The organism is Pseudomonas sp. NPDC089534, from assembly GCF_044749305.1.
Taxonomy (GTDB): domain Bacteria; phylum Pseudomonadota; class Gammaproteobacteria; order Pseudomonadales; family Pseudomonadaceae; genus Aquipseudomonas; species Aquipseudomonas ekonensis.
This window is the reverse complement of record NZ_JBIVHR010000050.1, coordinates 1-25,029: the sequence shown is the minus strand read 5'-3', so window position 1 is coordinate 25,029 and position 25,029 is coordinate 1. Positions and strand designations below refer to the sequence as shown.

Below are 25,029 nucleotides of genomic sequence, written 5' to 3'. Positions count from 1 at the left end.
GGCAGTATCGGCAAGCCCGATATAGAGCGTCCAATACTGAAAAATTACGTTTATATGCTTTTTGGTTTTTAGAGGGATCGAGCCGTGAGCCAAGAGAAAACCCGCAAGCGCCGTGGCGCCGGCCGTGTGACGCTGAACGCCGTGGCGCGCCGGGCCGGGGTGTCGGCGATCACCGTGTCGCGCTACTTCAACCAGCCGGAGCAGGTTTCGCCCGAGCGCCGCGAACGCATCGCCGCCGCGGTCGCGGAACTGGGCTATGTGCCGAACCTGGTGGCCGGCGGGCTGGCCTCGGCGCGGGGCAAGATCGTCGGCATGGTGATCCCGAACATCTCCGGGCCGATCTTCGCCGACACCCTCCAGGGCTTCAGCGACACCCTCAGCCGCCACGGCTATCAGTTGCTGCTGGCATCGAGCTATTTCAGCGCCGAACAGGAAGAGAACGCGGTGCGCGCCTTTCTCGGCTGGTCGCCGGCGGCGCTGGTGCTGACCAGCCATTTCCACACCGCCGGCACGGAAAAGATGCTCGCCGAGGCGGACATTCCCCTGATCGAGACCTGGGACTACCAACCGGAGCGTGCACCGATGCAGATCGGCTTCTCGCACTTCGAAGTCGGCGTCAGCGCGGCGAACCACCTGCTCGGCAAGGGCTACCGGCGCATCGCGTTCGTGCAGAACAGCGCGCCGGGCGACTTCAGCGCCCTGGAACGGCGCGACGGCTATGCCGCGACCGTGCGCGAGGCCGGGCTGGAGCCCTGGGTGTTCGCGCCGGACGCCGAACGCACGCCGTTCGAGGCCGGCAAGCAGGCGATGGACGCGCTGATGAACGCCTCGCCCCGCCCCGACGCGATCATCTTCGCCAACGACAACCTCGCCGCCGGCGGCCTGCTCGCCGGCCAGCGGGCCGGGCTGAAGATTCCCGCCGACTGCGCCGTGCTCGGCTTCGGCGACTACCCCTTCGCCGACATGCTGTTGCCGAGCCTGAGCACCATAAAACCGCCGGCGCTGGAGATCGGCGTGCTGGCGGCGACGCGGGTGCTGGAGAGCCTGGGCGTGCTGCCGGCCGAAAGCGTGCAGCGCCTGAACCTGCTGGGCTGCACGGTGATCGAGCGCGAAAGCACCTGACAGCGCGGCTGCCTTGAGCCTGCCCTGCGGCGGCTGGGATGACGCCATCGCCAGCAGGCTGGCTCCCACAGGGATTGGGGTTGAATGCCGAATGGATGGCCGCTGCAAGACAAGGCGGGAGCGCCGATTCGACTGACCCGCCGGGGCACCTCAAGGCCACGGCCTAACGGGGAACCTGCGCAAAGACCTCGCTCAACCAGTCCACGAACACCCGCACCCGCGGCGACAGGTGCCGGTTGTGCGGGTACAGCACCGACACCGGCATCGGTGGCGGCGGCATGCCGGGCAGGACTTCCCGTATCAGGCCTTGGTCGATCTGGCTCTGCATGCGGTAGTGCGGGCACTGGATCAGGCCCAGGCCGGCGATGGCGGAGGCCGCGTAGATCTCGGCGCCGGACACCGAGACCGCCCCGTCGATGGCGACCTCCGTGCGTTCGCCGTCGACCATGAACTCGAAGGGAAACACTCGGGTGGTGCTGCGCGAGACATAGTTCACCGCGCGGTGGTCTTTCAGCTCGGCCAGGCTGCGGGGCTCGCCGAACCTGCGCAGGTAGGCGGGGCTGGCGCAGGTGATCTGCCGCAGGCTGGCCACGCGCTTGCCGATCAACGTCGAGTCGCCGAGGGTGCCGGCGCGCAGCACGCAATCGACGCCTTCGGCGATCAGGTCGACGAAGCGGTCGGCCTCGCTGATCGACAGTTCGATGTCCGGGTAGCGCGCCATGAACTGCGGCAACGCCGGGATCACGAAGTGCCGGGCCAACGTGCCTTGCATGTCGACCCGCAGCCGCCCCTTCGGCGCCACGCCGCGAAACGCCAGTTCGGCGTCCTCCAGTTCCGCGAGCAGTTGCACGCAACGCTGGTAGTAGGCCTCGCCGTCCAGGGTCGGGCGCACCTTGCGCGTGCTGCGCTCCAGCAGGCGCGTGCCGAGCCAGGCCTCGAACTGGTTGAGGGTGTGGGTCAGGGTGGCCCGGGGCAGGTTCAGGTCGGCGGCGGCCAGGGTGAAGCTGCTGCGCTCGTAGATCCGCACGAACGCCTTCATCGCTTTGACTTGATCCACGGCGGGCTCCCGGCCTTCGATTGTTGGCGGATGTTGAACAGTCAAGGCAACTTTGCGGCATTTATCCAGCGCAGGCAAACAGGTGAAATGGCCCCCACTTCCCCCGCACACAGGAACACAGCCATGACCCAGCACACTTTGAAAGTCGCCCTCGTGACCGGCGCCTCCCGCGGCATCGGCGCGGTGATCGCCAAGCAGTTGGCCGAGGACGGTTTCGCCGTCGCCGTCAATTACGCCCACAGCGCCGACGAGGCCTCCCGGCTCGTCGTCGAGCTGCGCCAGGCCGGCCACCGGGCCATGGCCATCCAGGGCGACGTGGCCGACGCCGCCGACGTCCGGCGCCTGTTCGACGAGACCGAAGCGCACCTGGGCAAGGTCGATGTGCTGGTGAACAACGCCGGCATCCTCAAAGTGCTGCCGCTGGCGCAGCACAGCGATGAGCTGTTCGAGCAGACCTTCAACATCCACGCCCGCGGCACCTTCAACACAATGCGCGAGGCGGCGGCGCGGCTGAACGACGGCGGACGGATCATCAACTTCTCCAGCAGCACCGTCGGCCTCAACCTGCCGGGCTACGCGGTGTACATCGCCAGCAAGGCGGCGGTGGAATCGCTGACCCAGGTGTTCGCCAAGGAAATGCGCGGGCGCAACGTCACGGTCAACGCCGTGGCGCCGGGGCCGGTGGCCACCGAGCTGTTCCTGCACGGCAAGAGCGAGGAGCAGATCCAGACCTACGCGAAGATGCCTCCGCTGGAGCGCCTGGGGCAGCCGGAGGACATTGCCCGGGTGGTGTCGTTCCTGGCGAGCCCGGCGGCGGACTGGGTCAACGGACAGATCCTGCGGGCCAACGGCGGGCTGGTTTGACTATGCTCTGAACAGGCCCGCGGCGGCCCCATCGCCAGCAGGCCGGCTCCCGCAGAAGAACGCGTTCCGATGTGGGAGCCGGCCTGCCGGCGATGGGCCCCGCCCAGGCGAAACGACACCGACAGGCAGCCCTCCATGCACACCACCATCATCATCACCTTCGGCCTGATCCTGCTGGCGCTGATGCTGTACATCGGCGAACGCATCGGCTTTTCCCGCCAGACCCTGGCCTACGGCTTCGCCGCCCTGTGGCTGGCGCTGACGGTGATCAACGGCGCGGTCGGCATGGTGCACGGCAAGCAGACGCTGAGCACCGAGCTGATGGTCGGCAGCGCCGTGTTCGGCGTGCCGGTGGCGGCGATGGTGCTGTTCATGGTGCTGAGCGCCGAGGCCTGAGGCCGCCCCGGCGCCCGCCGGGCTCAACGCACCAGGTGCAGGAACTGCATGTGCCGTTCGTACTGGTCGAGGATGTCGTTGATGATCTGCTCCTTGGTGTAGCCGACCAGGTCATAGTCCTGGCTGCCCTCGCTCAAGTGCACTTCGGCGCGGTAGTAGCGGCGGTTGTTGAGCTGCTTGGAGCCCATGCCGCCCCGGGCGAACGACGGCGTGAAATAGCCGCGCATCTGCACCTGGTAGATGAACGGATGCAGCTCGCCGTGGCCGATCTCCAGGCTGACGCTGTCGTGGGCCGGATCCGGCTGCGTGACCACGTGCAGCCCCTTCTCGGCGAACACCGCCGTCACTTCTTCGATGGCCGGCTTCACGGTGCTGTCCATGAACCGGTACACCTCGTCCCGCGACGGGAAATGCACCGCCTGGCTCAGGCGCTGCCGCCAGCCGCCCTTGCCGCGCCGCGAGCCGGACACCGGCGCCAGCGAATGCAATTGCGCGATCTGCTTCTGCGACTCCAGATAGAACGCCTTGTGCAGCCCCCACATCATCAGCAGCAGGATCAGCGAGAACGGCAGCGAGGTCAGCACCACCGCCGACTTCAGCGCGTCGATGCTGCCGGAGAACAGCAGCGCACTGGTGATCAGCGCCGTCACCGCGCCCCAGAACACCCGCAGCCATTTCGGCCCGTCTTCGTCCGGGCTGCCGCCCCTGGCCGACAGGGTCGAGAGCACCACGGTGCCGGAGTCGGCGGAGGTGACGAAGAACACGAAGCTGATGAACACCGTCACCGCGATGACGGTCTTGCTCCACGGGTAAGTCTCCAGCAGCAGGTAGAGGGTCATCGACGGATCCTCGATGGCCGACAGGCCGAGGGCGTCCATGCCGTGGCTGAGCACCTGGTCGATGGCGCTGTTGCCGAAGATCGACATCCACGCCAGGGTGAAGCCCAGCGGAATCAGCAGTACGCCGAAGACGAATTCGCGGATGGTGCGGCCACGGGAAATCCGCGCGATGAACAGGCCCACGAACGGCGACCAGGCGATCCACCAGGCCCAGTAGAACACCGTCCAGCCGCCGAGCCAGTCGCTGGGCTTGTCGTAGGCGTAGAGGTCGAAGCTCTTGGTCGGCAACGCGCCGAGGTAATCGCCCAGGTTCTGGATCAGGGTGTTGAGCAGGTGCTGGGTGGGCCCGGCGAACAGCACGAACAGCAGCAACGCGCAGGCCAGCAGCATGTTGATGTCGGACATCACCCGCACGCCCTTGTCGACCCCGGACACGGCGACGGTGATCGCCGCGCCCATCATCAGGACGATCAGGCCGACCTGGATCCACTGGGTGTGGGCGATGCCGAACAGGTAGTCCAGGCCGGAGTTGAGGTGCAGCACGCCGAAGCCCATGTCCGCGCCGAGGCCGAACACCGTGGCGATGATGCCGAAGCCGTCCACCGCGTAGCCGATGGGGCCGTTGATGCGTTTGCCGATCAGCGGATACAGCGCCGAACGCAGGGCCAGCGGCAGGTTGTGGCGGTAGGCGAAGTACGCCAGCGCCATGCCGACGAACGCGAACACGCCCCAGCCGTGCAGGCCCCAGTGCAGGAACAGGATCTGCATCGCCTGGCGCGCGGCGTCCGCCGTGCCGGCCTCGCCCTGGGGCGGCTGGAGCATGTGGGTCAGGGGTTCCGACACGCAGAAGAAAAACAGGGTGATGCTGATCCCGGCGGCGAACAGCATGCCGGCCCAGGACAGGTAACTGAATTCGGGCTCGTCGTGGTCGGCACCGAGCTTGATCTTGCCGTAGCCAGACAGCGCGGTGACCACCACGAAGACCAGATACAGGGTCATCGCCAGCATGTAGTACCAGCCGACCGTGTTGGCCGCCCAGTCCTGGGCCTTCAGCAACCAGGCGCCGGCCGCCTCCGGCAGGGAAATCACGACAAGGCCGAACAGCAGGATGACTGTCGCGGCGAACCAGAACACCGGCGGGTTCATGCGCACCGGGGCGCTGGCGGGGGTGGACGATGCACTCATGGACGGTGCACCTCGAAGGGGTGGAACGTGGCTGAAATGATCGGACTCAGCAAAGGCAAGCCTCCTGTTGTGAGCGGGCAGCGGACTGCCGGTTTAACTTGAATGAACGTTCAAGTTAAACATGGATAGCACGCTAAGGACTAATCGCAAGGCCGAGCGGTCGCTCTTGCGCGCCCGCTCAAGGAGGGTTTGTGGCGAGGGAGCTTGCTCCCGCTGGACTGCGCAGCAGGCCCCAAAAGCCATGGGCGCCGCGCACCTAGGCGGGACGGTGCGACGACTCGACAAGCGCCCTCGCCACAGGGAACCTGAAGCTTACTTCTGCGTCCCGTCGTCGTGCTGCAGGTTGGCCTGGGTCAGGTTGCTGCCCGCCGGCACGCTGCGGGTCAGCCACACGTTGCCGCCGATGGTCGAGCCCTGGCCGATGGTGATGCGTCCCAGGATGGTCGCCCCGGCGTAGATCACCACGTCGTCCTCGACGATCGGATGGCGCGGATGGCCCTTCTGCAACTGGCCGTCCTCGTCCGCCGGGAAGCGCTTGGCGCCCAGGGTCACCGCCTGGTAGATCCGCACCCGTTCGCCGATGATCGCGGTTTCGCCGATCACCACGCCGGTGCCGTGGTCGATGAAGAAGCTCGGGCCGATCTGCGCGCCGGGGTGGATGTCGATGCCGGTGGCCGAGTGGGCGATCTCCGAGCTGATCCGCGCCAGCAGCGGCAGGCCCGCGCGGTACAGGTGATGGGCCAGGCGATGGTGGATCACCGCCAGGATGCCCGGGTAGCACAGCAGCACCTCGTCGACGCTGCGCGCCGCCGGATCGCCGTGGTAGGCCGCCAGCACGTCGGTGTCGAGCAGGCTGCGCAGGCCCGGCAGGGCCAGGGCGAAGTCCTGGACGATCCGGATCGCGCGGGACTCGACCTCGGTGTCGGCCTGGGCGCTGTGGCGGGCGACGTAGCGCAACTCGAGCCGCGCCTGGACGAGCAAGGCATTCAGGGCGACGTCGAGGGTGTGGCCGACATAGAAGTCTTCGCTTTCCTCACGCAGGTCCACCGGCCCCAGGCGCATCGGGAACAACGCCCCGCACAGGGCTTCGAGGATCTCCGCCATCGCCGCCCTGGACGGCAGTTCGCGCCCGCCCTGTTCGCCGGTGGCCCGGCCGTTCCGGGTACGCCACAGGTCCCGCGCGGTACGCAGTTGGCTGACGATGGTCTGCAGTTGCCAATGGCTGGAACGCTCGCTCACGGTAAAGACTCCTCACCGGCGGCCGGACTGTCGGGCCGCCTCAACGGCGACTACTTTACGGCATGGCCCCAAGCGCGAATTAAGAACCGATAGTGCTGGCCTAAGCACGTTTGGCTATAAGCGATTGGCGGTTGCCCCGGTAAAACGCCATGCCTATAGTCCTGTGATCTTCCTCCGCCAGTACAGGCCCATGATCAAACAACAGCTGGACCGCTTCCATCGTCTCGACCTGCTCGGCCAACCTACTCCCCTGGAAAAACTCGACCGCCTCTCCGCCTGGCTGGGCCGCGACATCTACTTCAAGCGCGACGACCTGACCCCGCTGGCCATGGGCGGCAACAAGCTGCGCAAGCTCGAATACCTCGCCGCCGACGCCCTCGCCCAGGGCGCCGACACCCTGATCACCGCCGGCGCCCTGCAGTCGAACCACGTGCGCCAGACCGCCGCGATCGCCGCCAGACTGGGCCTGGGCTGCGTGGCGCTGCTGGAAAATCCGCTGGGCACCGACGACGGCAACTACACCGGCAACGGCAACCGCCTGCTGCTGGATCTGTTCGACGCCAAGGTCGAGCTGGTCGACAACCTCGACAACGCCGACGAACAATTGGCGTCCCTCGCGGTGCGCCTGCGCAGCAACGGCAAGAAGCCGTACCTGGTGCCCATCGGCGGCTCCAACGCCCTCGGCGCATTGGGTTACGTACGGGCCGGCCTGGAACTGGCCGAGCAGATCAAGGACACCGGCCGGGGCTTCGCCGCCGTGGTGCTGGCCTCCGGCAGCGCCGGCACCCACAGCGGCCTGGCCCTGGCCCTGAACGCAGCGTTGCCGGCGCTGCCGGTGATCGGCGTGACCGTCTCGCGCAGCGAAGAGGACCAACGCCCGAAAGTGCAGGGCCTGGCCGAACGCACCGCCGACCTGCTGGGCGTGGCATTGCCGGACAGCTTCAAGGTGCACCTGTGGGACGAGTACTTCGGCCCGCGCTACGGCGAACCGAACGCCGGCACCCTGGCGGCGGTGAAGCTCTTGGCCAGCCAGGAAGGCGTGCTGCTCGACCCGGTCTACACCGGCAAGGCCATGGCCGGCCTGCTCGACGGCATCGGCCGCGGGCGCTTCGACGACGGTCCGGTGATCTTCCTGCACACCGGCGGCGCGCCGGCGCTGTTCGCCTACAAGGACTTCCTGTAAGTCCGGCGGCGAGGGGGCCGGCTCCCTCGCCGCAGGAGGCTGCGCACATATTCAAATTGGAAATAACAAAAATAAAAACCATTATTTTCAATTCTAAGCGAGCAATCATATAGTCTCCCCGCAGGCGAATTTCGCGGGAGACGCATAAGCTGCTTTAGGGCACGATAGCGCAGTCGTCCAATTCCCGGATTCGCCAACTTTCCTTAAGCGTCTTCCATAAGAAAACACAGGGGCATGTCATGAATTTTTCCGCACTACGTCGCAACCTGCTGGTGGGTTCGCTGGGCCTGGCGCTGAGCGCCGGCCTGATCGGCCACGCAGCCGCCGGTGAGCAACTGAAGCAGATCAAGGACAAAGGCGTCATCAACGTCGGCCTGGAAGGCACCTACCCACCGTTCTCCTTCGTCGATCCCGACGGCAAGCTGGCCGGCTTCGAGGTCGAGCTCTCCGAAGCGCTGGCGCAGAAGCTGGGCGTGAAGGCCAAGATCCAGCCGACCAAGTGGGACGGCATCCTCGCGGCCCTGGAATCCAAGCGTCTGGACGTCGTGGTCAACCAGGTGACCATCTCCGACGAGCGCAAGAAGAAATACGACTTCTCCGAGCCGTACACCGTGTCCGGGATCCAGGCGCTGGTGCTGAAGGACAAGGAAGCGGCGCTCAACATCAAGACCGCCGCCGACCTGTCCGGCAAGAAGGTCGGCGTGGGCCTGGGCACCAACTACGAGCAGTGGGTGCGGGCCAACGTGCCGGGCGCCGACGTGCGCACCTACGACGACGATCCGACCAAGTTCGCCGACCTGAACAACGGCCGCACCGACGCCATCCTGATCGACCGTCTGGCTGCGCTGGAATACGCCAAGAAGGCACCGAAGACCGTGGCCGCAGGCCAGGCGTTCTCCCGTCAGGAATCGGGCATCGCGCTGCGCAAGGGCGAGCCGGAATTGCTGGCGGCGGTGAACAAGGCCCTCGACGACCTGCGCGCCGACGGCACGCTGAAGAAGCTCTCGGAAAAGTACTTCAACGCTGACGTCACCCAATAATGGAAGCAGCTTTCCAACTCGCGCTGGACTCCGCGCCCTTTCTGCTCAAGGGCGCGTACTACACGGTCATCCTTAGCCTCGGCGGCATGTTCTTCGGCCTGCTGCTGGGCTTCGGCCTGGCGCTGATGCGCCTGTCGCGCTTCAAGTCGGTCAGCTGGCTGGCCCGCATCTACGTGTCGTTCTTTCGCGGCACGCCGTTGCTGGTGCAGCTGTTCGTGATCTATTACGGCTTGCCGCAACTGGGTGTGGAACTGGATCCGCTGCCGGCGGCCCTGATCGGCTTCTCGCTGAACATGGCCGCCTACGCCTGCGAGATCCTGCGCGCCGCCATCGGCTCGATCGAGCGCGGCCAGTGGGAAGCGGCGGCCAGCATCGGCATGACCCGCGCGCAGACCCTGCGCCGGGCCATCCTGCCGCAGGCGATGCGCACGGCGTTGCCGCCGCTGGGCAACAGCTTCATTTCGCTGGTCAAGGACACCGCGCTGGCCGCCACCATCCAGGTGCCGGAGCTGTTCCGCCAGGCGCAACTGATCACCGCCCGCACCTTCGAAGTGTTCACCATGTACCTTGCCGCCGCGCTGATCTACTGGGTTCTGGCCACGGTGCTGTCGCACCTGCAGAACAAGCTGGAAGAGCGGGTCAACCGGCACGACCAGGAGTCCTGATCCCCATGATTGTCGTGGAAAAACTGACAAAGCAGTTCAAGGGTCAGACCGTGCTCAACGGCATCGACCTGGAGGTGAAGGAAGGCGAGGTCGTGGCGATCATCGGCCCCAGCGGCTCGGGCAAGACCACGTTCCTGCGCTGCCTGAACTTCCTTGAGCAACCCACCAGCGGCCGGATCAAGGTCGGCGACATCGAGATCGATACCGGCCGCCCGCTGAACCAGCAGCAAGGCCTGGTGCGCAACCTGCGCCAGCACGTGGGCTTCGTGTTCCAGAACTTCAACCTGTTCCCCCACCGCACCGCCCTGGAGAACGTCATCGAAGGCCCGACCGTGGTCAAGAAGACGCCCCGCGCCGAGGCCGTCGCCCTGGGCCGCAAACTGCTGGCCAAGGTCGGCCTGGCGGGCAAGGAAGACGCCTATCCGCGGCGCCTTTCCGGTGGCCAGCAACAGCGCGTGGCGATTGCCCGGGCGCTGGCGATGGAGCCGGAAGTGATCCTGTTCGACGAGCCGACCTCGGCCCTCGACCCGGAACTGGTGGGCGAAGTGCTGGCGACCATCCGCGGCCTCGCCGAGGAAAAACGCACCATGGTCATCGTCACCCACGAAATGGCCTTCGCCCGTGACGTGGCCAACCGTGTGGTGTTCTTCGACAAGGGCGTGATCGTCGAGCAAGGCGAGGCCAAGGCCCTGTTCGCCGATCCGAAAGAAGAGCGCACGCGGCAGTTCCTCAGCAAGTTCAGAAACAACGGCTGATCCCACCGACCTTGCAACAACCGCCAACTTCCATGGATGGAAGTTGCACGCCTGCCCCGTCTTCAGAAGAACAAAACAAATCACTTCGATGCGGTACATGCGTATGTTCCGCAACAAATTGTCCGAGCCAGAAACCCTTTCCCGCCTATCGGCAGGGATGCGGCCAGACATGCATTGAAACCGCCAAAATGGCTAATTCTTGTGGCCAGATTCGCTCCATCAGCAAGGCAAAATGCGATGCTGGCGTAGGAGTTTTCTGATTAGTCCGTAATTTTTAAATTGGCCAACCCCTTCTATTGACACCTCTTCCAGCGAACTTTTATCTAGTCTCCATCCGCGGTCAGTTACTTCACCAAGGCAATGCGAAAACTTATCGGCCGCACGCTGTTTCATTACCTGAGCATTCAAGTCACCCGCACTTTCAGAAACGGACTTCGCTGCAAGGTCTCAAGGAGAGAACCCCATGCCCTTCACTTCGCACATCCCCGAAATGGCGGCGCCGAGCCTGACGTCGGCGCACCACGGCGGCATCGGCCTGGCCGCCGCCGCCCATTTGCTGGTCGAGGTCGCCCCGTACCCCGGCATGGACGCCGGCGACCTGGTCGAGCTGTTCTGGAACGACTGCTACGTCGCCTCCCGTGCCCTCGCGGACAAGGAAGTCGGCGAGCCCGTCAGGCTGCGGGTGCCGGAGAGCTTCATCGTCAACGGCCCGACCCATGTCCATTACCGGATCATGCAAGTGGGCCAGGGCCCGGCGCTGTCGGCCGCGGCGGCGGTGGAGGTGAAGCTGGACTGTCCCGGCGGACAGCCTCCGCCGCTGTGCAACGACGAAAACCAGCACCTGGCGCAAGTCGTGCTGCCCGACACCATCCTCCGTCAGGGCGTGAACCCGGGCCAGGTCAAGCGCGGCGTGCCGCTGACCGTCAAGCCTTACCTGAACATGGCCGAGGGTGACGCCATCACCCTGCGCTGGGGCGATGCCCGGATGGATCTGCCGCCGCTCGCCGCTGCCGATGTCGGGCGCCCGATCCAGGTCTGGGTGCCGCCGTCGGTCATCCTCGAGGCCGGCGAGGACCTGCGCCTGGAAGTGACCTACTGCATTCTCGACCGGGTCGGCAACAACTCGCGCTGGGCCCCGCCCCGCACGCTCCGGATCGGCTGCGGCAACCTGTTAACCAACCGGGCCATGTCCCCTTCTATGCATATTGCTAAAAGTTAGTTCATAAAATTTTTATACACGTTTAGGGTATATGAACCGGACCACCGGACATTCTTTCGTTCGCCGCATTTCGCGGCGTTTTTTTGAGATGTGAGGTAGGTAGCATGGTCCGGAACCCAATCACCCCAGTGCGGATCGCCAGGGCATTGCGTGCAGCCAAGGAGTGGCACTGATGTCCAGTCTGGCAGACGCAAACGTTCAGACCGATCTGGACACCGCCCCGTTGCTGTTGCCCGCGCACATCCTGCGCGACGACGCCCAGGCCCTCGAGGCCGCCCATGAACTGGCCCAGGCCGCCCGTGTGGACGCCGCCCGGCGCGACCGCCAGCGCAAGCTGCCGTGGACCCAGATCGAACAGTTCACCCGCAGCGGCTTGGGCAGCATCGCCATCCCCCGCGAATACGGCGGGCCGCAAGTGTCCTTCGTCACCCTGGCCGAGGTGTTCGCGATCATTTCCGCGGCCGACCCGGCGTTGGGGCAGATCCCGCAAAACCAGTTCGGCATCCTCAACCTGGTGCTCGGCTGCGCCACCGAGGCGCAGAAGCGCCAGCTGTTCCAGAGCGTGCTCGAAGGCTGGCGGATCGGCAACGCAGGCCCCGAGCGCGGCACCAAGGACACCCTGGAGCTGAAGGCGCGGATCACCGCCGACGGCGACGACTTCGTCATCAACGGCCAGAAGTTCTACTCCACCGGCGCCCTGTTCGCCCATTGGGTCGCGGTCAAGGCACTCAACGATGACGGCCGGCAGGTGCTGGCCTTCGTCCGGCGCGGCACGCCGGGCCTGCGCATCGTCGACGACTGGTCCGGCTTCGGCCAGCGCACCACCGCCAGCGGCACGATCCTCTTGAACAACGTGCGGGTCGAAGCCGGCCTGGTGGTGGACAACTGGAAGATCAACGAGAAGCCCAACACCCAGGGCGCGGTGTCGCAGCTGATCCAGGCCGCGATCGACGCCGGCATCGCCCGCGGCGCCATCGACGACGCCATCGACTTCGTCAAGACCCGCGCCCGCCCGTGGATCGAGGCCAAGGTCGAACGCGCCAGCGATGACCTCTACGTGATCGCCGACATCGGCAAGCTGAAGATCGAACTGCACGCCGCCGAAGCGCTGCTGCGCAAGGCCGGGCAAGTCCTGGATCAGGTGCATGCCGCGCCGGTCACCGCCGAGTCCGCCGCACGCGCCTCGATCGCCGTGGCCGAAGCCAAGGCGCTGACCACCGAGATTTCGCTGCTGGCCAGCGAAAAGCTGTTCGAGCTGGCCGGCAGCCGCGCGACCCTCGCCGAGTTCAACCTCGACCGCCACTGGCGCAACGCCCGGGTGCACACCCTGCACGACCCGGTGCGCTGGAAATACCACGCGGTCGGCGCCTATCGCCTCAACGGCAAACTGCCGGCCCGCCATTCCTGGATCTGACGACCAGCACACTTTTGACCAGATCTCTGGAGAAGCACATGACCCTTTCCCATCCCGTCGCGGTCATCGCCAGCGACGAACAGGCCCTGATCGTCGCCAGCGACCTGGCCGAAGACTTCAAGCGCGACAGCCACCTGCGCGACCGTGAACGCCGCCTGCCGCTGGCGGAGCTGGAGGTGTTTTCCCGCTCCGGCCTGTGGGGCATCAGCGTGCCGAAGGAATACGGCGGCGCCGGCGTTTCCAACGTCACCCTGGCCAAGGTGATCGCCCTGATCGCCCAAGCCGACGGCTCCCTCGGACAGATTCCGCAGAACCATTTCTACGCCCTCGAAGTGCTGCGGGTGAACGGCAGCCCTGCGCAGAAGCAACGCCTGTACGCCGAGGCGCTGGCCGGCCGGCGCTTCGGCAACGCGCTGGCGGAACTGGGCACCAAGACCGCCCATGACCGCGTCACCCGCCTGACCCGCGAAGGCGACGGCTTTCGCATCAACGGCCGCAAGTTCTACGCCACCGGCGCGATCTATGCCCAGCGCATCCCGACCCTGGTGGTGGATGAAAGCGGCGTGCAGCAACTGGCGTTCGTCCACCGCGACAGCCAGGGCCTGACGGTGATCGACGACTGGAGCGGCTTCGGCCAGCGCACCACCGGCAGCGGTTCGGTGGTGTTCGAAGACGTGTACGTCGCCGCCGAAGACGTGGTGCCGTTCCAGACCGCCTTCGAACGCCCGACCACGGTCGGCCCGCTGGCGCAGATCCTCCATGCGGCCATCGACACCGGCATCGCCCGCGCCGCCTTCGAGGATGCGCTGCACTTCGTGCGCAGCAAGACCCGTCCGTGGATCGACTCGGGCATCGACAAGGCCACGGAAGACCCGCTGACCCTCAAGAGCTTCGGCCACCTGAGCATCCGCCTGCACGCCACCGAAGCGCTGCTGGAGCGCGCGGGTGAAGTCCTCGACGCCGCCCAGGCCGACAGCAACGCCGACACCGTCGCCGCCGCGTCGATCGCCGTCGCCGAGGCCCGGGCGATCAGCACCGACATTTCCCTGGCCGCCGGCAGCACCCTGTTCGAGCTGGCCGGCAGCCAGGCCACCCTGAGCGAACACGGCCTCGACCGCCACTGGCGCAACGCCCGCGTGCACACCCTGCACGACCCGGTGCGCTGGAAGTACCACGCGGTGGGCAACTATTACCTCAACGACGAAAAGCCTCCGCTGCGGGGGACGATCTGATGGCCGCCGGGAAAAAGAAGATTCTGCTCAACGCGTTCAACATGAACTGCATCGGCCACATCAACCACGGCCTGTGGACGCACCCGCGCGACACCTCGACCCGCTACAGCACCCTCGAGTACTGGACCGAGCTTGCGCAATTGCTGGAGCGAGGGTTGTTCGACGGCCTGTTCATCGCCGACATCGTCGGCGTGTACGACGTCTATCAGCAGTCGGTGGACGTCACGCTCAAGGAGTCGATCCAACTGCCGGTCAACGATCCGCTGCTGCTGGTCTCGGCCATGGCCGCGGTGACCAAACACCTGGGCTTCGGCCTCACCGCCAACCTCACCTACGAGCCGCCGTACCTGTTCGCCCGGCGCCTGTCGACCCTCGACCACCTGAGCCGCGGGCGGGTGGGCTGGAACATCGTCACCGGCTACCTGGACAGCGCCGCCAAGGCCATGGGCCTGCGCGAACAGGCCGAGCACGACCGGCGCTACGACCAGGCCGACGAGTACCTCGAAGTCCTCTACAAACTCTGGGAAGGCAGCTGGGAAGACGGCGCGGTGGTCAACGACCCGCAGCAGCGGATCTACGCCCACCCGGACAAGGTGCACAAGGTCGAGCACCGGGGCGAGTTCTACCAGGTCGAGGGCTATCACCTGTGCGAGCCGTCGCCGCAGCGCACGCCGGTGCTGTTCCAGGCCGGCAGCTCGGACCGCGGCCTGCTGTTCGCCGGGCGCCATGCCGAGTGCGTGTTCATCAGCGGCCAGAACAAGCCGTCGACCAAGGCCCAGGTGGACAAGGTGCGCGCCAGCGCCGTGGCGGCCGGGCGCAACCCCGAGGACATCAAGGTGTTCATGGGCCTGAACGTGATCGTCGGCGAGACCGAAGAGGCGGCCTGGGCCAAGCACGCCGAGTACCTGAGCTACGCCAGCGCCGAGGCCGGCGTGGCGCATTTCTCGGCGTCCACCGGCATCGACTTCTCCGAATACGCCCTCGACGAACCGATCCAGTACGTGAAGAGCAACGCCATCCAGTCCGCGACCAAGAACCTGCAGAACAACGACTGGACCCGGCGCAAGTTGCTGGAGCAGCACGCCCTCGGCGGGCGCTACATCACCGTGGTCGGCTCGCCGCAGCAGGTGACGGACGAACTGGAATCGTGGATCGCCGAAACCGGCCTGGACGGCTTCAACCTGACCCGCATCGTCACCCCGGAAAGCTATGTGGATTTCATCGATCTGGTGATTCCGGAGCTGCAGCGGCGCGGGTCGTACAAGACCGCCTACGACGACGGCAGCCTGCGGGAAAAGCTGTTCCGCGCCGGGGCGCAATTGCCGCAGCAGCACACCGGATCCTCGTTTCGCCGTTGAACCTGTGGCGAGGGAGCTTGCTCCCGTCCGGCTGCGCGGCCGCCGCAACCCTGCAGCCAAAGAGATTCGGGGCTGCTGCGCAGCCCGGCGGGAGCAAGCTCCCTCGCCACAGCAGCATGCATGACCCATAACCCTTGACTGGATGCCCACCATGACAAAAAACCTATTCCACCAACCGGTCAAGGCACTGGCCCTGGCCCTCGGCCTGTTCAGCTCGGCGGTGTTCGCCGCCGATGCGCCGCTGAAGATCGGCACCACCGCCGCCTTCGCCATTCCCCTGGAAGCCGCCGTCGAAGAGGCCTCCAAGCAAGGCCTGAAGGTCGAGCTGGTGGAGTTCACCGACTGGATCGCACCGAACGTCAGCCTCGCCGCCGGCGACATCGACGTGAACTACTTCCAGCACATCCCGTTCCTGGAGAACGCCAAGGCCGCCTCAGGCTTCGACCTGGTGCCGTTCGCGCCGGGGATCATCAACAACGTCGGCCTCTACTCGAAGAAGTACAAGAGCTTCGCCGAGCTGCCCGAGGGCGCCAGCGTCGCCATCGCCAACGACCCGATCAACAGCGGGCGCGGCCTGCAGCTGCTGGCCAAGGCCGGCCTGATCACGCTCAAGCCCGGCGTCGGCTACAAGGCCACCGAGGACGACATCGTCGCCAACCCGAAAAAGATCAAGATCCTTCAGGTCGAGGCCGTGCAACTGGTGCGCGCCTATGACGACGCCGACCTGGTGCAGGGCTATCCGGCCTACATCCGCCTGGCCAAGACCTTCGACGCCGGCTCCGCGCTGCTGTTCGACGGCCTCGACCACAAGGAATACGTGATCCAGTTCGTGATCCGGCCCAAGAGCAAGGCCGACCCGCGCCTGATCAAGTTCGTCGACATCTACCAGCACTCGCCCGCCGTGCGCGCCGCGCTCGACAAGGCCCACGGCAAGCTGTACCAGGCCGGCTGGGAAAGCTGACATGACGGCCGCCCTCCAACGGCGACTGGAGACTCCAGAGCCCCGACCCAGTGCCGAGCGCACTGAACTGCACCCCGAGCTGAACCGCGCCCATGTGCGCTTCATCGGCGTCGGCAAGACCTACGAAGGCCGCCAGGGCCCGGTCGCGGCGCTGCAAGGCATCGACCTGTCGATCCGCCGCGGCGAGGTGTTCGGCATCATCGGCCGCAGCGGCGCCGGCAAGTCGTCGCTGATCCGCACCATCAACCGACTGGAGCAGCCGACCGCAGGACGGGTGCTGATCGATCAGGTGGACATCGGCGAGTTCGACGAGGACCGCCTCGTCGCCCTGCGCCGGCGGATCGGCATGATCTTCCAGCACTTCAACCTGATGTCGGCCAAGACCGTGTGGCAGAACGTCGAGCTGCCGCTCAAGGTCGCCGGCGTGCCGAAGGCACAGCGCGAAAGTAAGGTGCGCGAACTGCTGGAGCTGGTGGGCCTGCAAGGCAAGCACGCGGCTTATCCCGCGCAGTTGTCCGGCGGGCAGAAACAGCGCGTGGGCATCGCCCGGGCCCTGGTGCACGACCCGGACATCCTGCTGTGCGACGAGGCCACCTCGGCGCTCGACCCGGAAACCACCCAGTCGATCCTCGGCCTGCTGCGCGAGATCAACGCCCGCCTGGGCCTGACCATCGTCCTGATCACCCACGAAATGGCGGTGATCCGCGACATCTGCGACCGCGTCGTGGTGCTGGAGCACGGGCGCATCGTCGAACAGGGGCCGGTGTGGGCAGTGTTCGGCGACCCGCAGCACGAGGTCAGCCAGACCCTGCTCGCACCGTTGCAGCACGCCTTGCCCCAGGAGCTGCAAAGCCGTTTGCAGCTCCTGGGGCAAGGCGTGCCGCCGTCACCGGAGGCCGCTGTGGTGTTGCGTCTGCAGTTCACCGGCGGCGACGCCGACGAGCCGGACCTGGCCGCGCTGTTCGCCGCCCTCGGCGGGCGGGTCAAGCTGCTGCAGGGCGGCGTGGAGCGGATCCAGGGCCATGCGCTGGGGCAACTGCTGCTGGCCGTGAGCGGTTCGTCCCTGGACGCCGCCCAGTTGCAGGCCCGCGCCGGGCAATGGGCACAACGGGTGGAGGTGCTGGGCCATGTGGTTTGACCGTTTGCTGCAAGGCTTCATCGACACGTTCCTGATGGTCGGCGTGTCGTCGCTGATCGCGTTGGTGGCGGGGATCCCGATGGCGGTGATCCTGGTCACCAGCGACAAGGGCGGCATCTACCAGGCCCCGGCGCTGAACCGGGCGCTGGGGGCGTTCGTCAACCTGTTCCGCTCGATCCCGTTCCTGATCCTGATGGTCGCGCTGATCCCGTTCACCCGGCTGATCGTCGGCACCACCTACGGCGTGTGGGCGGCGGTCGTGCCGCTGACCATCGCCGCCACGCCGTTCTTCGCGCGGATCGCCGAGGTGAGCCTGCGCGAGGTCGACCACGGCCTGATCGAAGCGGCCCAGGCCATGGGTTGCCGGCGCTGGCACATCGTCTGGCACGTGCTGCTGCCGGAGGCGCTGCCGGGGATCGTCGGCGGCTTCACCATCACCCTGGTGACCATGATCAACTCCTCGGCCATGGCCGGAGCCATCGGCGCCGGGGGCTTGGGCGACATCGCCTACCGCTACGGCTACCAGCGGTTCGACAGCCAGATCATGCTGACGGTGATCGTGCTGCTGGTGGCGCTGGTGGCGGTGATCCAGCTGGGCGGCGACCGCTTGGCGCGGGGCTTGAACAAGCGCTGACCGAAGCAAGCCTGACACCTCTCTGTGGCGAGGGAGCTTGCTCCCGCCCGATTGCGCAGCAATCGCCAGCCGATGTCCCCGCGTATCGGTTGGCCGGCCGTCGGGGCTGCCATGCAGCCCAGCGGGAGCAAGCTCCCTCGCCACAGGCGTATAGTCGTCGCATCCGAATGACCTGCGCAGCCGACCATGAAACAGACCCCCTCCGATCTGGAACAGATCACCTCCACCACCCTGGGCCACTACGACTCGGTGGCGGAAGACTTTCGCGAAGGCACCCGCGACCACGACGTCAGCCAGAACATCGACGCCCTGCTGCGCCACATTCAGGGCCCGGCGCCCTTCAGCATTCTGGACTTCGGCTGCGGCCCGGGCCGCGACCTGCAGACCTTCACCCGCCTGGGCCACACCGCCATCGGCCTCGACGGCTCGGAAGCGTTTGCGCGGATGGCCCGGGAGGACAGCGGCTGCGAAGTCTGGCGGCAGGACTTCCTCAAGCTCGACCTGCCGGCCGGGCGCTTCGACGGGATTTTCGCCAACGCGGTGCTGTTCCATGTGCCGTTGCAGGAACTGCCCCGCGTGCTCGGGCAACTGCACGCCACGCTCAAGCCGGGCGGCGTGCTGTTCAGCTCCAACCCGCGCGGGGACAACCGCGAAGGCTGGAACGGCCCGCGCTACGGCTCGTACCACGACCTCGAAGCGTGGCGCCGGTTGCTGACCGCCGCCGGGTTCGCGGAGCTGGAGCACTACTACCGGCCGGCGGGCCTGCCGCGGGAGCAACAGCCCTGGCTGGCCAGCGTCTGGCGCAAGATCGGGTAGGACGCCATCGCCGGCAGGCCGGCTCCCACAGTTGAACGGCACTGACGCCCCCTGCGGGAGCCAGCCTGCCGGCGACGGGCGCGCAGCGCCCGCCCTTTTGCTTTATTGCGCGTCCTTCTTCGGCTCGCGGATCCTGTACCAGGCCACATACAGCGCCGGCAGGAACAGCAACGTCAGCAAGGTCGCCACGATGATCCCGCCGATCATCGCGTAGGCCATCGGCCCCCAGAACACCTCGCGGGCGATCGGGATCATGCCCAGGCTCGCGGCCGCCGCCGTCAGCAGGATCGGCCGGCGCCGGTGCTCGGTGGCCTCCACCACCGCGTCCCACGGCGTATAGCCCTTTTGCTCGTACTCCTCGATCTGGGTCACCAGGATCACCGAGTTGCGGATGATGATGCCGATCAGCGCCAGGATCCCCAGGATCGCCACGAAGCCCATCGGGATGCCGGTGGGCACCAGCGCCAGCACCACGCCGATCAGCCCCAGCGGCGCGACGCTGGCCACCAGGAACAGCTTCTGCACGCTGTGCAGCTGGATCATCAAGAAGGTCGCCATCAGAAACAGCATCAGCGGAATGACCTTGGCGATCGGCCCCTGGGCCTTGCCGCTCTCCTCCACCGTACCGCCGGTGGCGACCCGGTAGCCCGGCGGCAGCTTGGCGGCGAACGCGTCGATGGACGGCTTGAGCACCTTCACCAGGTCCGTGGGCTGGATGTCGCCGCGCAGCGCCGCCTTGATGGTGATGGTCGGCAAGCGGTCGCGGCGCCACACCAGCGGCTGCTCCAGTTCGTAGCGCACGGTGGCGAACGCCAGCAGCGGGATCGAGGTGCCGTTGGGCGTGACGATCTGCAGGTTCTGCAGGGTTTCCGGCGTGCCGCGCTCGGAGTCCACCGCCCGGCCGACCACGTTGATCAGGTAGATGTCGTCGTCGACCTGGGTCAGCGTCGAACCGCTGACGATGCTGTTCATCAGGCTCGCCACGTCTTCGGACGACAGCCCGAGCTGACGCGCCTTGTCCTGGGCGATGTCGATGCGCAGGACTTTGCCCGGCTCGTTCCAGTCGTAGATGATCTCGCCGATGTGCTCGTTCTTGTCCAGTTCGGTGGCCAGGTCGATGGCGTGCTTGCGCACCTGGTCGATGTCCTTGCCGCTGACCCGGTACTGGATCGGCCGGCCCACCGGCGGGCCCATCTCCAGGGCCTGCACGTAGCCGCCGATGCCGACGAAGTCCTTGCGCAGGCGGTCGCGGATCCGCTGGCTCAGCGCCTCGCGGGACTCGAAGTCCTTGCTGACGATCACCAGTTGGGCGTAGTAGGGGTTCTGCAGCTGCTGGTCCAACGGCAGGTAGAACCGGATCGCGCCCTGGCCGATGTAGGTGCTCCAGCGCACGATGTCCGGGTCGCCCTTGAGCGTGGCCTCAAGCTTGTCCACCGCCTTGCGGGTCTCGTCGATGGAGGCGTTCTGCGGCAGGTTCAGGTCCACCAGGATTTCCGGGCGGTCCGAGGACGGGAAGAACTGGTTCTGCACGAAGCGCATGCCGACCACCGACAGGACGAAGCACAGCACGGTGATGGCGATGGCCCACCAGCGGTTGCGCATGCACCACAGCAGGCCATGGTTGAACGCGCGCCCGATGCGGCCTGGCTCCGCCTCATGGGGCTTCACGTTGGCGCTCAGGATGTGCACGCCGATCACCGGCGCGAACAGCACCGCCACCACCCACGACACCAGCATCGCCACGGCGATCACCGCAAACAGGGTGTAGGTGTATTCGCCGGCGGAACTGGCGTTGAGGCCGATGGGCACGAAGCCCGCCACGGTCACCAGCGTGCCGGTGAGCATCGGGAACGCCGTGGAGGTGTAGGCGAACGTCGCCGCCTGCTCCTTGGTCTCGCCCATCTCCAGGCGCGTGACCATCATCTCCACCGTGATCATCGCGTCGTCCACCAGCAGGCCCAGGGCGATGATCAGCGCGCCGAGGGAGATCCGCTGCATGGTGATGCCGCTGTACTCCATGTAGACGAACACCATCGCCAGCACCAAGGGGATCGAGCACGCCACCACCAGCCCGGCGCGCATCCCGAGGCTGACGAAGCTGACCACCAGCACGATCACCACGGCTTCGAACAGCGCGCTGGTGAACCCGCCGACGGCCTCCTCCACCACCACCGCCTGGTCGGACACGTTGTGCACGCCGACGCCCACCGGCAGGTCGGCGATGATTTCGTTGATGCGCTCGTGCAGGGCCTTGCCGAACGCCTGGACGTTGCCGCCCTTCTGCATCGCGATGGCCAGGCCGATGGCCGGCGTGCCGTTGAAGCGGAACTCCGGGGTGGCCGGGTCGACGTAGCCGCGGGTGATGTCGGCGATGTCCGCCAGCCGGTAGAAGCGGTCGTTGAGCTTGAGGTTGACCTCGGCCAGATCCTTTTCCGAGGCGAACTGCCCCGAGGTGCGCACCGAGATCCGCTCGGGCCCGGCCTCGATGACCCCGGCCGGCGTCACGGCGTTCTGCTGCTGCAGGCTCTGCACGACCTGACGCTGGTCGATGCCCAGCGCCGCCAGTTTGCGGGTGGAGAAGTTCAGGTACAGCACTTCGTCCTGCTGGCCGATCATCTCGATCTTGCCCAGCCCCGGCACGCCGCGGATCTCGGCCCGCGCCTGCTCCACGTAGTCGCGCAGCTGGCGCATCGTCAGGCCGTCGGCGGTGAAGGCGTACACCGAGCCGTACACGTCGCCGAACTCATCGTTGAACCCCGGCCCCTGGATCCCCTGGGGAAACTGGCCACGGATGTCGCCGATCTTCTTGCGCACCTGGTACCAGATTTCCGGGATGTCCTTGGCCTGGGTGGTGTCGCGCAGGTACACGTACACCGTGGATTCGCCGGGGCGGGTGTAGCTCTTCACGTAGTCGAGGGAGTCGAGCTCTTCGAGCTTCTTCTCGATGCGGTCGGTGACCTGCTTGAGCGTCTCCTCCTGGGTCGCTCCGGGCCACCGGGTCTGGATCACCATGGTCTTGATGGTGAAGGACGGGTCTTCCTCGCGTCCCAGGTTGAAGTACGAGAACACCCCCATCAGCAACCCGACGAACATCAGGTACCAGACGAACGACTGATGCTTGAGGGCCCATTCGGAGAGGTTGAAAGACCCTTTCATTGACTGTCCTCGTCAAATTTCACGGTTTGTCCGGGCTTGAGGCTGTTGACCCCGGCGCTGATGACCCGCTCGCCGTTACGCACCCCGCCGTCCAGCACCACGGTGCTGTCGGTGCGGCTGAGCAGGCTGACGTCGCGGGGCGCCACGGTCTTGTCCTGGGGGTTGATCACCCAGATGCGCGGCTTGCCGTCGACCTCCTGCAAGGCCGCCGCCGGCAGTTCGATGCGCGGCTTGATCGCGCTCTTCAAGGTCACGCTGATCGCCGTGCCGAGGCGAAAGCCCGCCGGCGTCTCGGCCAGGGTCAGGCGCGCGCGGCGGGTACGGGTGGCGCTCTGGGCCTGGGGTTCGATCTCGCGGATCACCGCCGTGGTGTTGATGCCGGGGTCGAGCTGGGCCGCCACCTGGAACACCACGTCCTTGGGCAACTGATCGACCAGGGTGTCCGGCAGGTCGATGACCGCTTCCTTGATGTCCGGCTGCGCCAGGGTCACCACTTGCTGGCCGGCGGTCACCACCTGGCCGGCCTCGGCGCTCCAGCCGGTGACCACGGCCTTGTGGTCCGACCGCAGTTCGGTGTAGCCCAGCTGGTCCTTGCTCTGGCTGACCGCCGCCCGGGCCTGGTCCAGCGAAGCCTGGGTGGTCTTCAGGTCGGTCTGGGCGATGTCCAGCTGCGCCTGGGCGCCGACCCCGCGGTCGAACAGCGCCTGCTGGCGACGGGCGTTGGCCTGGGCGTTGATCAGTTGCGCCTCGATCTTGGCCAGGTCGCCCTGGGCCGAACGCAGCTGGTTCTGCTGATCGGACGGGTCGAGGGTGGCCAGCAGCGTGCCCTTGCCGACCTCGGCGCCCACATCGACGTTGCGGCTGGCGATGCGCCCCGCCACGCGAAAGCCGGTGTTGCTCTCGTAGCGCGCCTGGATGCTGCCGGCGAACCGCCCCAGGCTCTCTTCGCTGAGCGCCCGCACCTTGACCGACAGCACCGGACGCACCGGCTCCGGCGGCGCTTCGCTCTTGGAACACGCGGCGAGCAGTAACCCGATGGACAGCAGTCCCAGGCGCTTCATGGCTGCGCTTCCATTTTCAGATCCTTGTAGGTGTAGTCGGCGATCTCGACCTTCATGCCCGGGTGCAGCAGCTGGCCGCCGGCGATGATGACCTTCTCCCCGCCCTTGAGGCCTTCGCTGACGACGACCTTGCCCGTCAGGTAGCGGCCCACGGTCACCGTGTGCAATTGCGCCTCGCCCTTGTCGTCCACCAGCCACACGGCGGGTTCGCTGACGTTCTTGGTCAGCGCCGACCACGGCAGCTCCACCGCCGACTTGCCGGTGCCCTTGGCCGTGGCGCTGACCACCGAGCCCAATTGCATGCCCGGCGGCAGGCCGTCGAGGGCGATCTTGACCTGCACCGTGCCGGACTGCGCCGACACCGACGGGGTGATCTCGCGCACGGTGCCGGTGGTCTTGACCGCCGGGTCGTCGAGCAGGCTCACCACGATCGAGCGGTCCGACGGCCGCTCGGCCAGCAGCGATTCGTAGACGTTGAACACCGCATCGCGGTCGCCGTCACGGGCCAGGCTGAAGATCGGCATCGTCGCCTGCACCACCTGGCCGACCTCGGCCTGGCGCTCGGTGATGACCCCCGGCGCATCGGCCACCAGGGCGGTGTAGCTCAGTTGGTCCTTGGCGTTGGCCAGCTGCGCCTGGGCGGCGCTCAAGGCGCTCTGGCTGCTGCGCAGGGCGGCCTGGGCCGAATCGTATTCGCTCTGGCTGGTGTAGCCCTTGGGCAGCAGTTTCTGCTGGCGCACGAAGGCCGCCGCGCTCTGCTTCACCCGCGCCTGTTCGGCCAGCACCTGGGCCTGGGCGGAGTCGACGTTGGTCTGCAGGTCCTTGGGGTCGAGGCGGGCCAGCACCTGCTTGGCGCTGACCCGGTCGCCGACCTCGACCAGCCGCTGGATGATCTTGCCGCCGACGCGGAACGACAGTTGGGTCTGCACCCGCGCCTGCACATCGCCGGTGAGGGTCACGGCGGCAGCGTAGTCGGCGGACTTCACGTCGAGCACCAGCACCCTGGGCAGGTACTCCTCGGACGCTTTCTTCTCGCCGCAGGCGCTCAGCAAAGCGACGGCGCTCAGGGCCAATGCCACTTTATATCCGGGACCCGCCATGCAGACTCCTTGGCTTTTTCTGACGTGACAGAGACGATACGACTGAGAGCTTAGAACAGCCTTTGACCATTGCACGGCTTTACCGCACGAAGCGTGCGCAGGCACACGGCGACACGGCATTCAGGCAAACTGGCCGGCCCCGGCAGAAGGAAACGCCCATGCTCAAGACCCTGGCGGTGGCCAATTACCGCTCAATCAACAAACTGGTGATCCCGCTGGGCCGCCTGAACCTCATCACCGGCCCCAACGGCAGCGGCAAGTCCAACCTCTACCGGGCCCTGCGCCTGCTGGCGGAGACCGCGCAGGGTGGCGTGGTCAACGCGCTGGCCCGCGAGGGCGGACTGGACTCGACCTTCTGGGCCGGGCCGCAAACCCTCAGCCGACGCATGCGCAACGGCGAGGTGGCCATCGAGCCCACGGTGCGCCAGGGCGTCAAACGCCTGCGCCTGGGGTTCGCCGGGGAGGACTTCGGTTATTCGATCGCGCTGGGCCTGCCCGAGCCGTCCCGCTCGTACTTTGCCCTGGATCCGGAAATCAAACGGGAGTGCATCTGGGCCGGGCCCTTCCATCGCCCGGCCAGCCTGCTGGTGGACCG

22 protein-coding genes are annotated in these 25,029 nt (G+C 66.6%); 16 read left to right on the top strand and 6 right to left on the bottom strand.

Going from position 1 to position 25,029, the window contains the following annotated elements; all coding sequences use genetic code 11:
* Positions 1-84 precede the first annotated feature (84 nt).
* Positions 85-1,122, top strand: coding sequence for a LacI family DNA-binding transcriptional regulator (locus ACIP0B_RS16620; protein ID WP_400833781.1), 1,038 nt, complete (start codon positions 85-87; stop codon positions 1,120-1,122).
* A 163-nt stretch (positions 1,123-1,285) separates the two neighbouring features.
* On the opposite strand, the gene ACIP0B_RS16615 is transcribed toward ACIP0B_RS16620, so the two are convergent.
* Positions 1,286-2,179 (bottom strand): LysR substrate-binding domain-containing protein, encoded by an 894-nt coding sequence (locus tag ACIP0B_RS16615; RefSeq protein WP_400833778.1) that lies wholly within the window; start codon positions 2,177-2,179, stop codon positions 1,286-1,288.
* A gap of 123 nt (positions 2,180-2,302) precedes the next feature.
* On the opposite strand from ACIP0B_RS16615, the gene ACIP0B_RS16610 reads away from it, so the two are divergent.
* Together ACIP0B_RS16610 and ACIP0B_RS16605 are read left to right on the top strand one after the other, a co-directional pair.
* Positions 2,303-3,043 (top strand): SDR family oxidoreductase, encoded by a 741-nt coding sequence (locus ACIP0B_RS16610; RefSeq protein ID WP_400833776.1) that lies wholly within the window; start codon positions 2,303-2,305, stop codon positions 3,041-3,043.
* A gap of 135 nt (positions 3,044-3,178) precedes the next feature.
* Positions 3,179-3,439, top strand: a complete 261-nt coding sequence (locus ACIP0B_RS16605; protein WP_085581990.1) for a hypothetical protein — start codon at positions 3,179-3,181, stop codon at positions 3,437-3,439.
* 23 nt (positions 3,440-3,462) lie between these two features.
* On the opposite strand, the gene betT is transcribed toward ACIP0B_RS16605, so the two are convergent.
* Positions 3,463-5,424, bottom strand: a complete 1,962-nt coding sequence (gene betT, locus ACIP0B_RS16600; protein ID WP_400833816.1) for a choline transporter BetT — start codon at positions 5,422-5,424, stop codon at positions 3,463-3,465.
* A 351-nt stretch (positions 5,425-5,775) separates the two neighbouring features.
* Positions 5,776-6,702 carry a serine O-acetyltransferase EpsC gene (gene epsC / locus ACIP0B_RS16595; RefSeq protein ID WP_217894121.1) on the bottom strand — a complete coding sequence of 309 codons (927 nt, stop codon included), beginning with the start codon at positions 6,700-6,702 and terminating at the stop codon, positions 5,776-5,778.
* Positions 6,703-6,892: 190 nt separating this feature from the next.
* On the opposite strand from epsC, the gene ACIP0B_RS16590 reads away from it, so the two are divergent.
* The 12 genes from ACIP0B_RS16590 to ACIP0B_RS16535 all read left to right on the top strand — a co-directional run bounded on the left by ACIP0B_RS16590 (position 6,893) and on the right by ACIP0B_RS16535 (position 19,117).
* A complete protein-coding gene (locus ACIP0B_RS16590; RefSeq protein WP_400833773.1) occupies positions 6,893-7,885 on the top strand; it encodes a D-cysteine desulfhydrase in 993 nt (330 codons plus the stop codon).
* A gap of 239 nt (positions 7,886-8,124) precedes the next feature.
* Positions 8,125-8,925, top strand: a complete 801-nt coding sequence (gene tcyJ / locus ACIP0B_RS16585) for a cystine ABC transporter substrate-binding protein (RefSeq protein ID WP_400833771.1) — start codon at positions 8,125-8,127, stop codon at positions 8,923-8,925.
* Complete coding sequence (tcyL, locus tag ACIP0B_RS16580) at positions 8,925-9,590, top strand: cystine ABC transporter permease (protein ID WP_085582000.1); 666 nt, start codon at positions 8,925-8,927, stop codon at positions 9,588-9,590. The genes tcyJ and tcyL overlap by 1 nt, the downstream gene beginning before the upstream one ends.
* Positions 9,591-9,595: 5 nt before the next feature.
* The gene (tcyN, locus tag ACIP0B_RS16575; RefSeq protein WP_400833768.1) at positions 9,596-10,345 is read left to right on the top strand and encodes an L-cystine ABC transporter ATP-binding protein TcyN; all 750 of its coding nucleotides are present in this window, start codon (positions 9,596-9,598) and stop codon (positions 10,343-10,345) included.
* A gap of 463 nt (positions 10,346-10,808) precedes the next feature.
* Complete coding sequence (locus tag ACIP0B_RS16570; protein ID WP_400833765.1) at positions 10,809-11,564, top strand: hypothetical protein; 756 nt, start codon at positions 10,809-10,811, stop codon at positions 11,562-11,564.
* A gap of 172 nt (positions 11,565-11,736) precedes the next feature.
* Positions 11,737-12,978, top strand: a complete 1,242-nt coding sequence (locus tag ACIP0B_RS16565) for an SfnB family sulfur acquisition oxidoreductase (protein WP_400833763.1) — start codon at positions 11,737-11,739, stop codon at positions 12,976-12,978.
* 38 nt (positions 12,979-13,016) lie between these two features.
* On the top strand, positions 13,017-14,210 hold the full coding sequence (locus ACIP0B_RS16560; protein WP_400833760.1) for an SfnB family sulfur acquisition oxidoreductase: 1,194 nt from the start codon (positions 13,017-13,019) through the stop codon (positions 14,208-14,210).
* Positions 14,210-15,568, top strand: a complete 1,359-nt coding sequence (locus tag ACIP0B_RS16555; RefSeq protein WP_400833758.1) for an LLM class flavin-dependent oxidoreductase — start codon at positions 14,210-14,212, stop codon at positions 15,566-15,568. Before ACIP0B_RS16560 ends, ACIP0B_RS16555 begins: the two co-directional genes overlap by 1 nt.
* 151 nt (positions 15,569-15,719) lie before the next feature.
* Positions 15,720-16,529, top strand: coding sequence for a MetQ/NlpA family ABC transporter substrate-binding protein (locus ACIP0B_RS16550; RefSeq protein WP_400833755.1), 810 nt, complete (start codon positions 15,720-15,722; stop codon positions 16,527-16,529).
* Position 16,530: 1 nt separating this feature from the next.
* Entirely contained in the window at positions 16,531-17,667 is a 1,137-nt protein-coding gene (locus ACIP0B_RS16545) for a methionine ABC transporter ATP-binding protein (RefSeq protein ID WP_400833752.1), read from the top strand.
* Positions 17,657-18,301: a methionine ABC transporter permease gene (locus ACIP0B_RS16540; protein WP_085639460.1), complete on the top strand. Its 645-nt coding sequence runs from the start codon at positions 17,657-17,659 to the stop codon at positions 18,299-18,301. Before ACIP0B_RS16545 ends, ACIP0B_RS16540 begins: the two co-directional genes overlap by 11 nt.
* 186 nt (positions 18,302-18,487) lie before the next feature.
* On the top strand, positions 18,488-19,117 hold the full coding sequence (locus ACIP0B_RS16535; RefSeq protein ID WP_400833749.1) for a class I SAM-dependent methyltransferase: 630 nt from the start codon (positions 18,488-18,490) through the stop codon (positions 19,115-19,117).
* A gap of 102 nt (positions 19,118-19,219) precedes the next feature.
* On the opposite strand, the gene ACIP0B_RS16530 is transcribed toward ACIP0B_RS16535, so the two are convergent.
* Genes ACIP0B_RS16530 through ACIP0B_RS16520 form a run of 3 tightly spaced genes read right to left on the bottom strand, consistent with a single transcriptional unit; the run spans position 19,220 to position 24,434 of the window.
* The gene (locus ACIP0B_RS16530) at positions 19,220-22,273 is read right to left on the bottom strand and encodes an efflux RND transporter permease subunit (RefSeq protein WP_400833747.1); all 3,054 of its coding nucleotides are present in this window, start codon (positions 22,271-22,273) and stop codon (positions 19,220-19,222) included.
* The gene (locus ACIP0B_RS16525; protein ID WP_400833745.1) at positions 22,270-23,334 is read right to left on the bottom strand and encodes an efflux RND transporter periplasmic adaptor subunit; all 1,065 of its coding nucleotides are present in this window, start codon (positions 23,332-23,334) and stop codon (positions 22,270-22,272) included. Before ACIP0B_RS16525 ends, ACIP0B_RS16530 begins: the two co-directional genes overlap by 4 nt.
* On the bottom strand, positions 23,331-24,434 hold the full coding sequence (locus ACIP0B_RS16520) for an efflux RND transporter periplasmic adaptor subunit (protein ID WP_400833742.1): 1,104 nt from the start codon (positions 24,432-24,434) through the stop codon (positions 23,331-23,333). Before ACIP0B_RS16520 ends, ACIP0B_RS16525 begins: the two co-directional genes overlap by 4 nt.
* A gap of 158 nt (positions 24,435-24,592) precedes the next feature.
* Between ACIP0B_RS16520 and ACIP0B_RS16515 the strand changes: the two genes are divergently transcribed.
* Positions 24,593-25,029: AAA family ATPase (locus ACIP0B_RS16515; RefSeq protein ID WP_400833740.1), on the top strand; the 437-nt coding region annotated here is incomplete at its 3' end.

Coding starts and splice junctions, on each gene's coding strand:
- ACIP0B_RS16610 (WP_400833776.1), top strand. CDS start 2,303: ATGACCCAGCACACTTTGAAAGTCGCCCTCGTGACCGGCGCCTCCCGC.
- ACIP0B_RS16605 (WP_085581990.1), top strand. CDS start 3,179: ATGCACACCACCATCATCATCACCTTCGGCCTGATCCTGCTGGCGCTG.
- betT (WP_400833816.1), bottom strand. CDS start 5,424: ATGAACCCGCCGGTGTTCTGGTTCGCCGCGACAGTCATCCTGCTGTTC.
- ACIP0B_RS16590 (WP_400833773.1), top strand. CDS start 6,893: ATGATCAAACAACAGCTGGACCGCTTCCATCGTCTCGACCTGCTCGGC.
- tcyJ (WP_400833771.1), top strand. CDS start 8,125: ATGAATTTTTCCGCACTACGTCGCAACCTGCTGGTGGGTTCGCTGGGC.
- tcyL (WP_085582000.1), top strand. CDS start 8,925: ATGGAAGCAGCTTTCCAACTCGCGCTGGACTCCGCGCCCTTTCTGCTC.
- tcyN (WP_400833768.1), top strand. CDS start 9,596: ATGATTGTCGTGGAAAAACTGACAAAGCAGTTCAAGGGTCAGACCGTG.
- ACIP0B_RS16570 (WP_400833765.1), top strand. CDS start 10,809: ATGCCCTTCACTTCGCACATCCCCGAAATGGCGGCGCCGAGCCTGACG.
- ACIP0B_RS16565 (WP_400833763.1), top strand. CDS start 11,737: ATGTCCAGTCTGGCAGACGCAAACGTTCAGACCGATCTGGACACCGCC.
- ACIP0B_RS16560 (WP_400833760.1), top strand. CDS start 13,017: ATGACCCTTTCCCATCCCGTCGCGGTCATCGCCAGCGACGAACAGGCC.
- ACIP0B_RS16555 (WP_400833758.1), top strand. CDS start 14,210: ATGGCCGCCGGGAAAAAGAAGATTCTGCTCAACGCGTTCAACATGAAC.
- ACIP0B_RS16550 (WP_400833755.1), top strand. CDS start 15,720: ATGACAAAAAACCTATTCCACCAACCGGTCAAGGCACTGGCCCTGGCC.
- ACIP0B_RS16545 (WP_400833752.1), top strand. CDS start 16,531: ATGACGGCCGCCCTCCAACGGCGACTGGAGACTCCAGAGCCCCGACCC.
- ACIP0B_RS16540 (WP_085639460.1), top strand. CDS start 17,657: ATGTGGTTTGACCGTTTGCTGCAAGGCTTCATCGACACGTTCCTGATG.
- ACIP0B_RS16535 (WP_400833749.1), top strand. CDS start 18,488: ATGAAACAGACCCCCTCCGATCTGGAACAGATCACCTCCACCACCCTG.
- ACIP0B_RS16530 (WP_400833747.1), bottom strand. CDS start 22,273: ATGAAAGGGTCTTTCAACCTCTCCGAATGGGCCCTCAAGCATCAGTCG.
- ACIP0B_RS16525 (WP_400833745.1), bottom strand. CDS start 23,334: ATGAAGCGCCTGGGACTGCTGTCCATCGGGTTACTGCTCGCCGCGTGT.
- ACIP0B_RS16520 (WP_400833742.1), bottom strand. CDS start 24,434: ATGGCGGGTCCCGGATATAAAGTGGCATTGGCCCTGAGCGCCGTCGCT.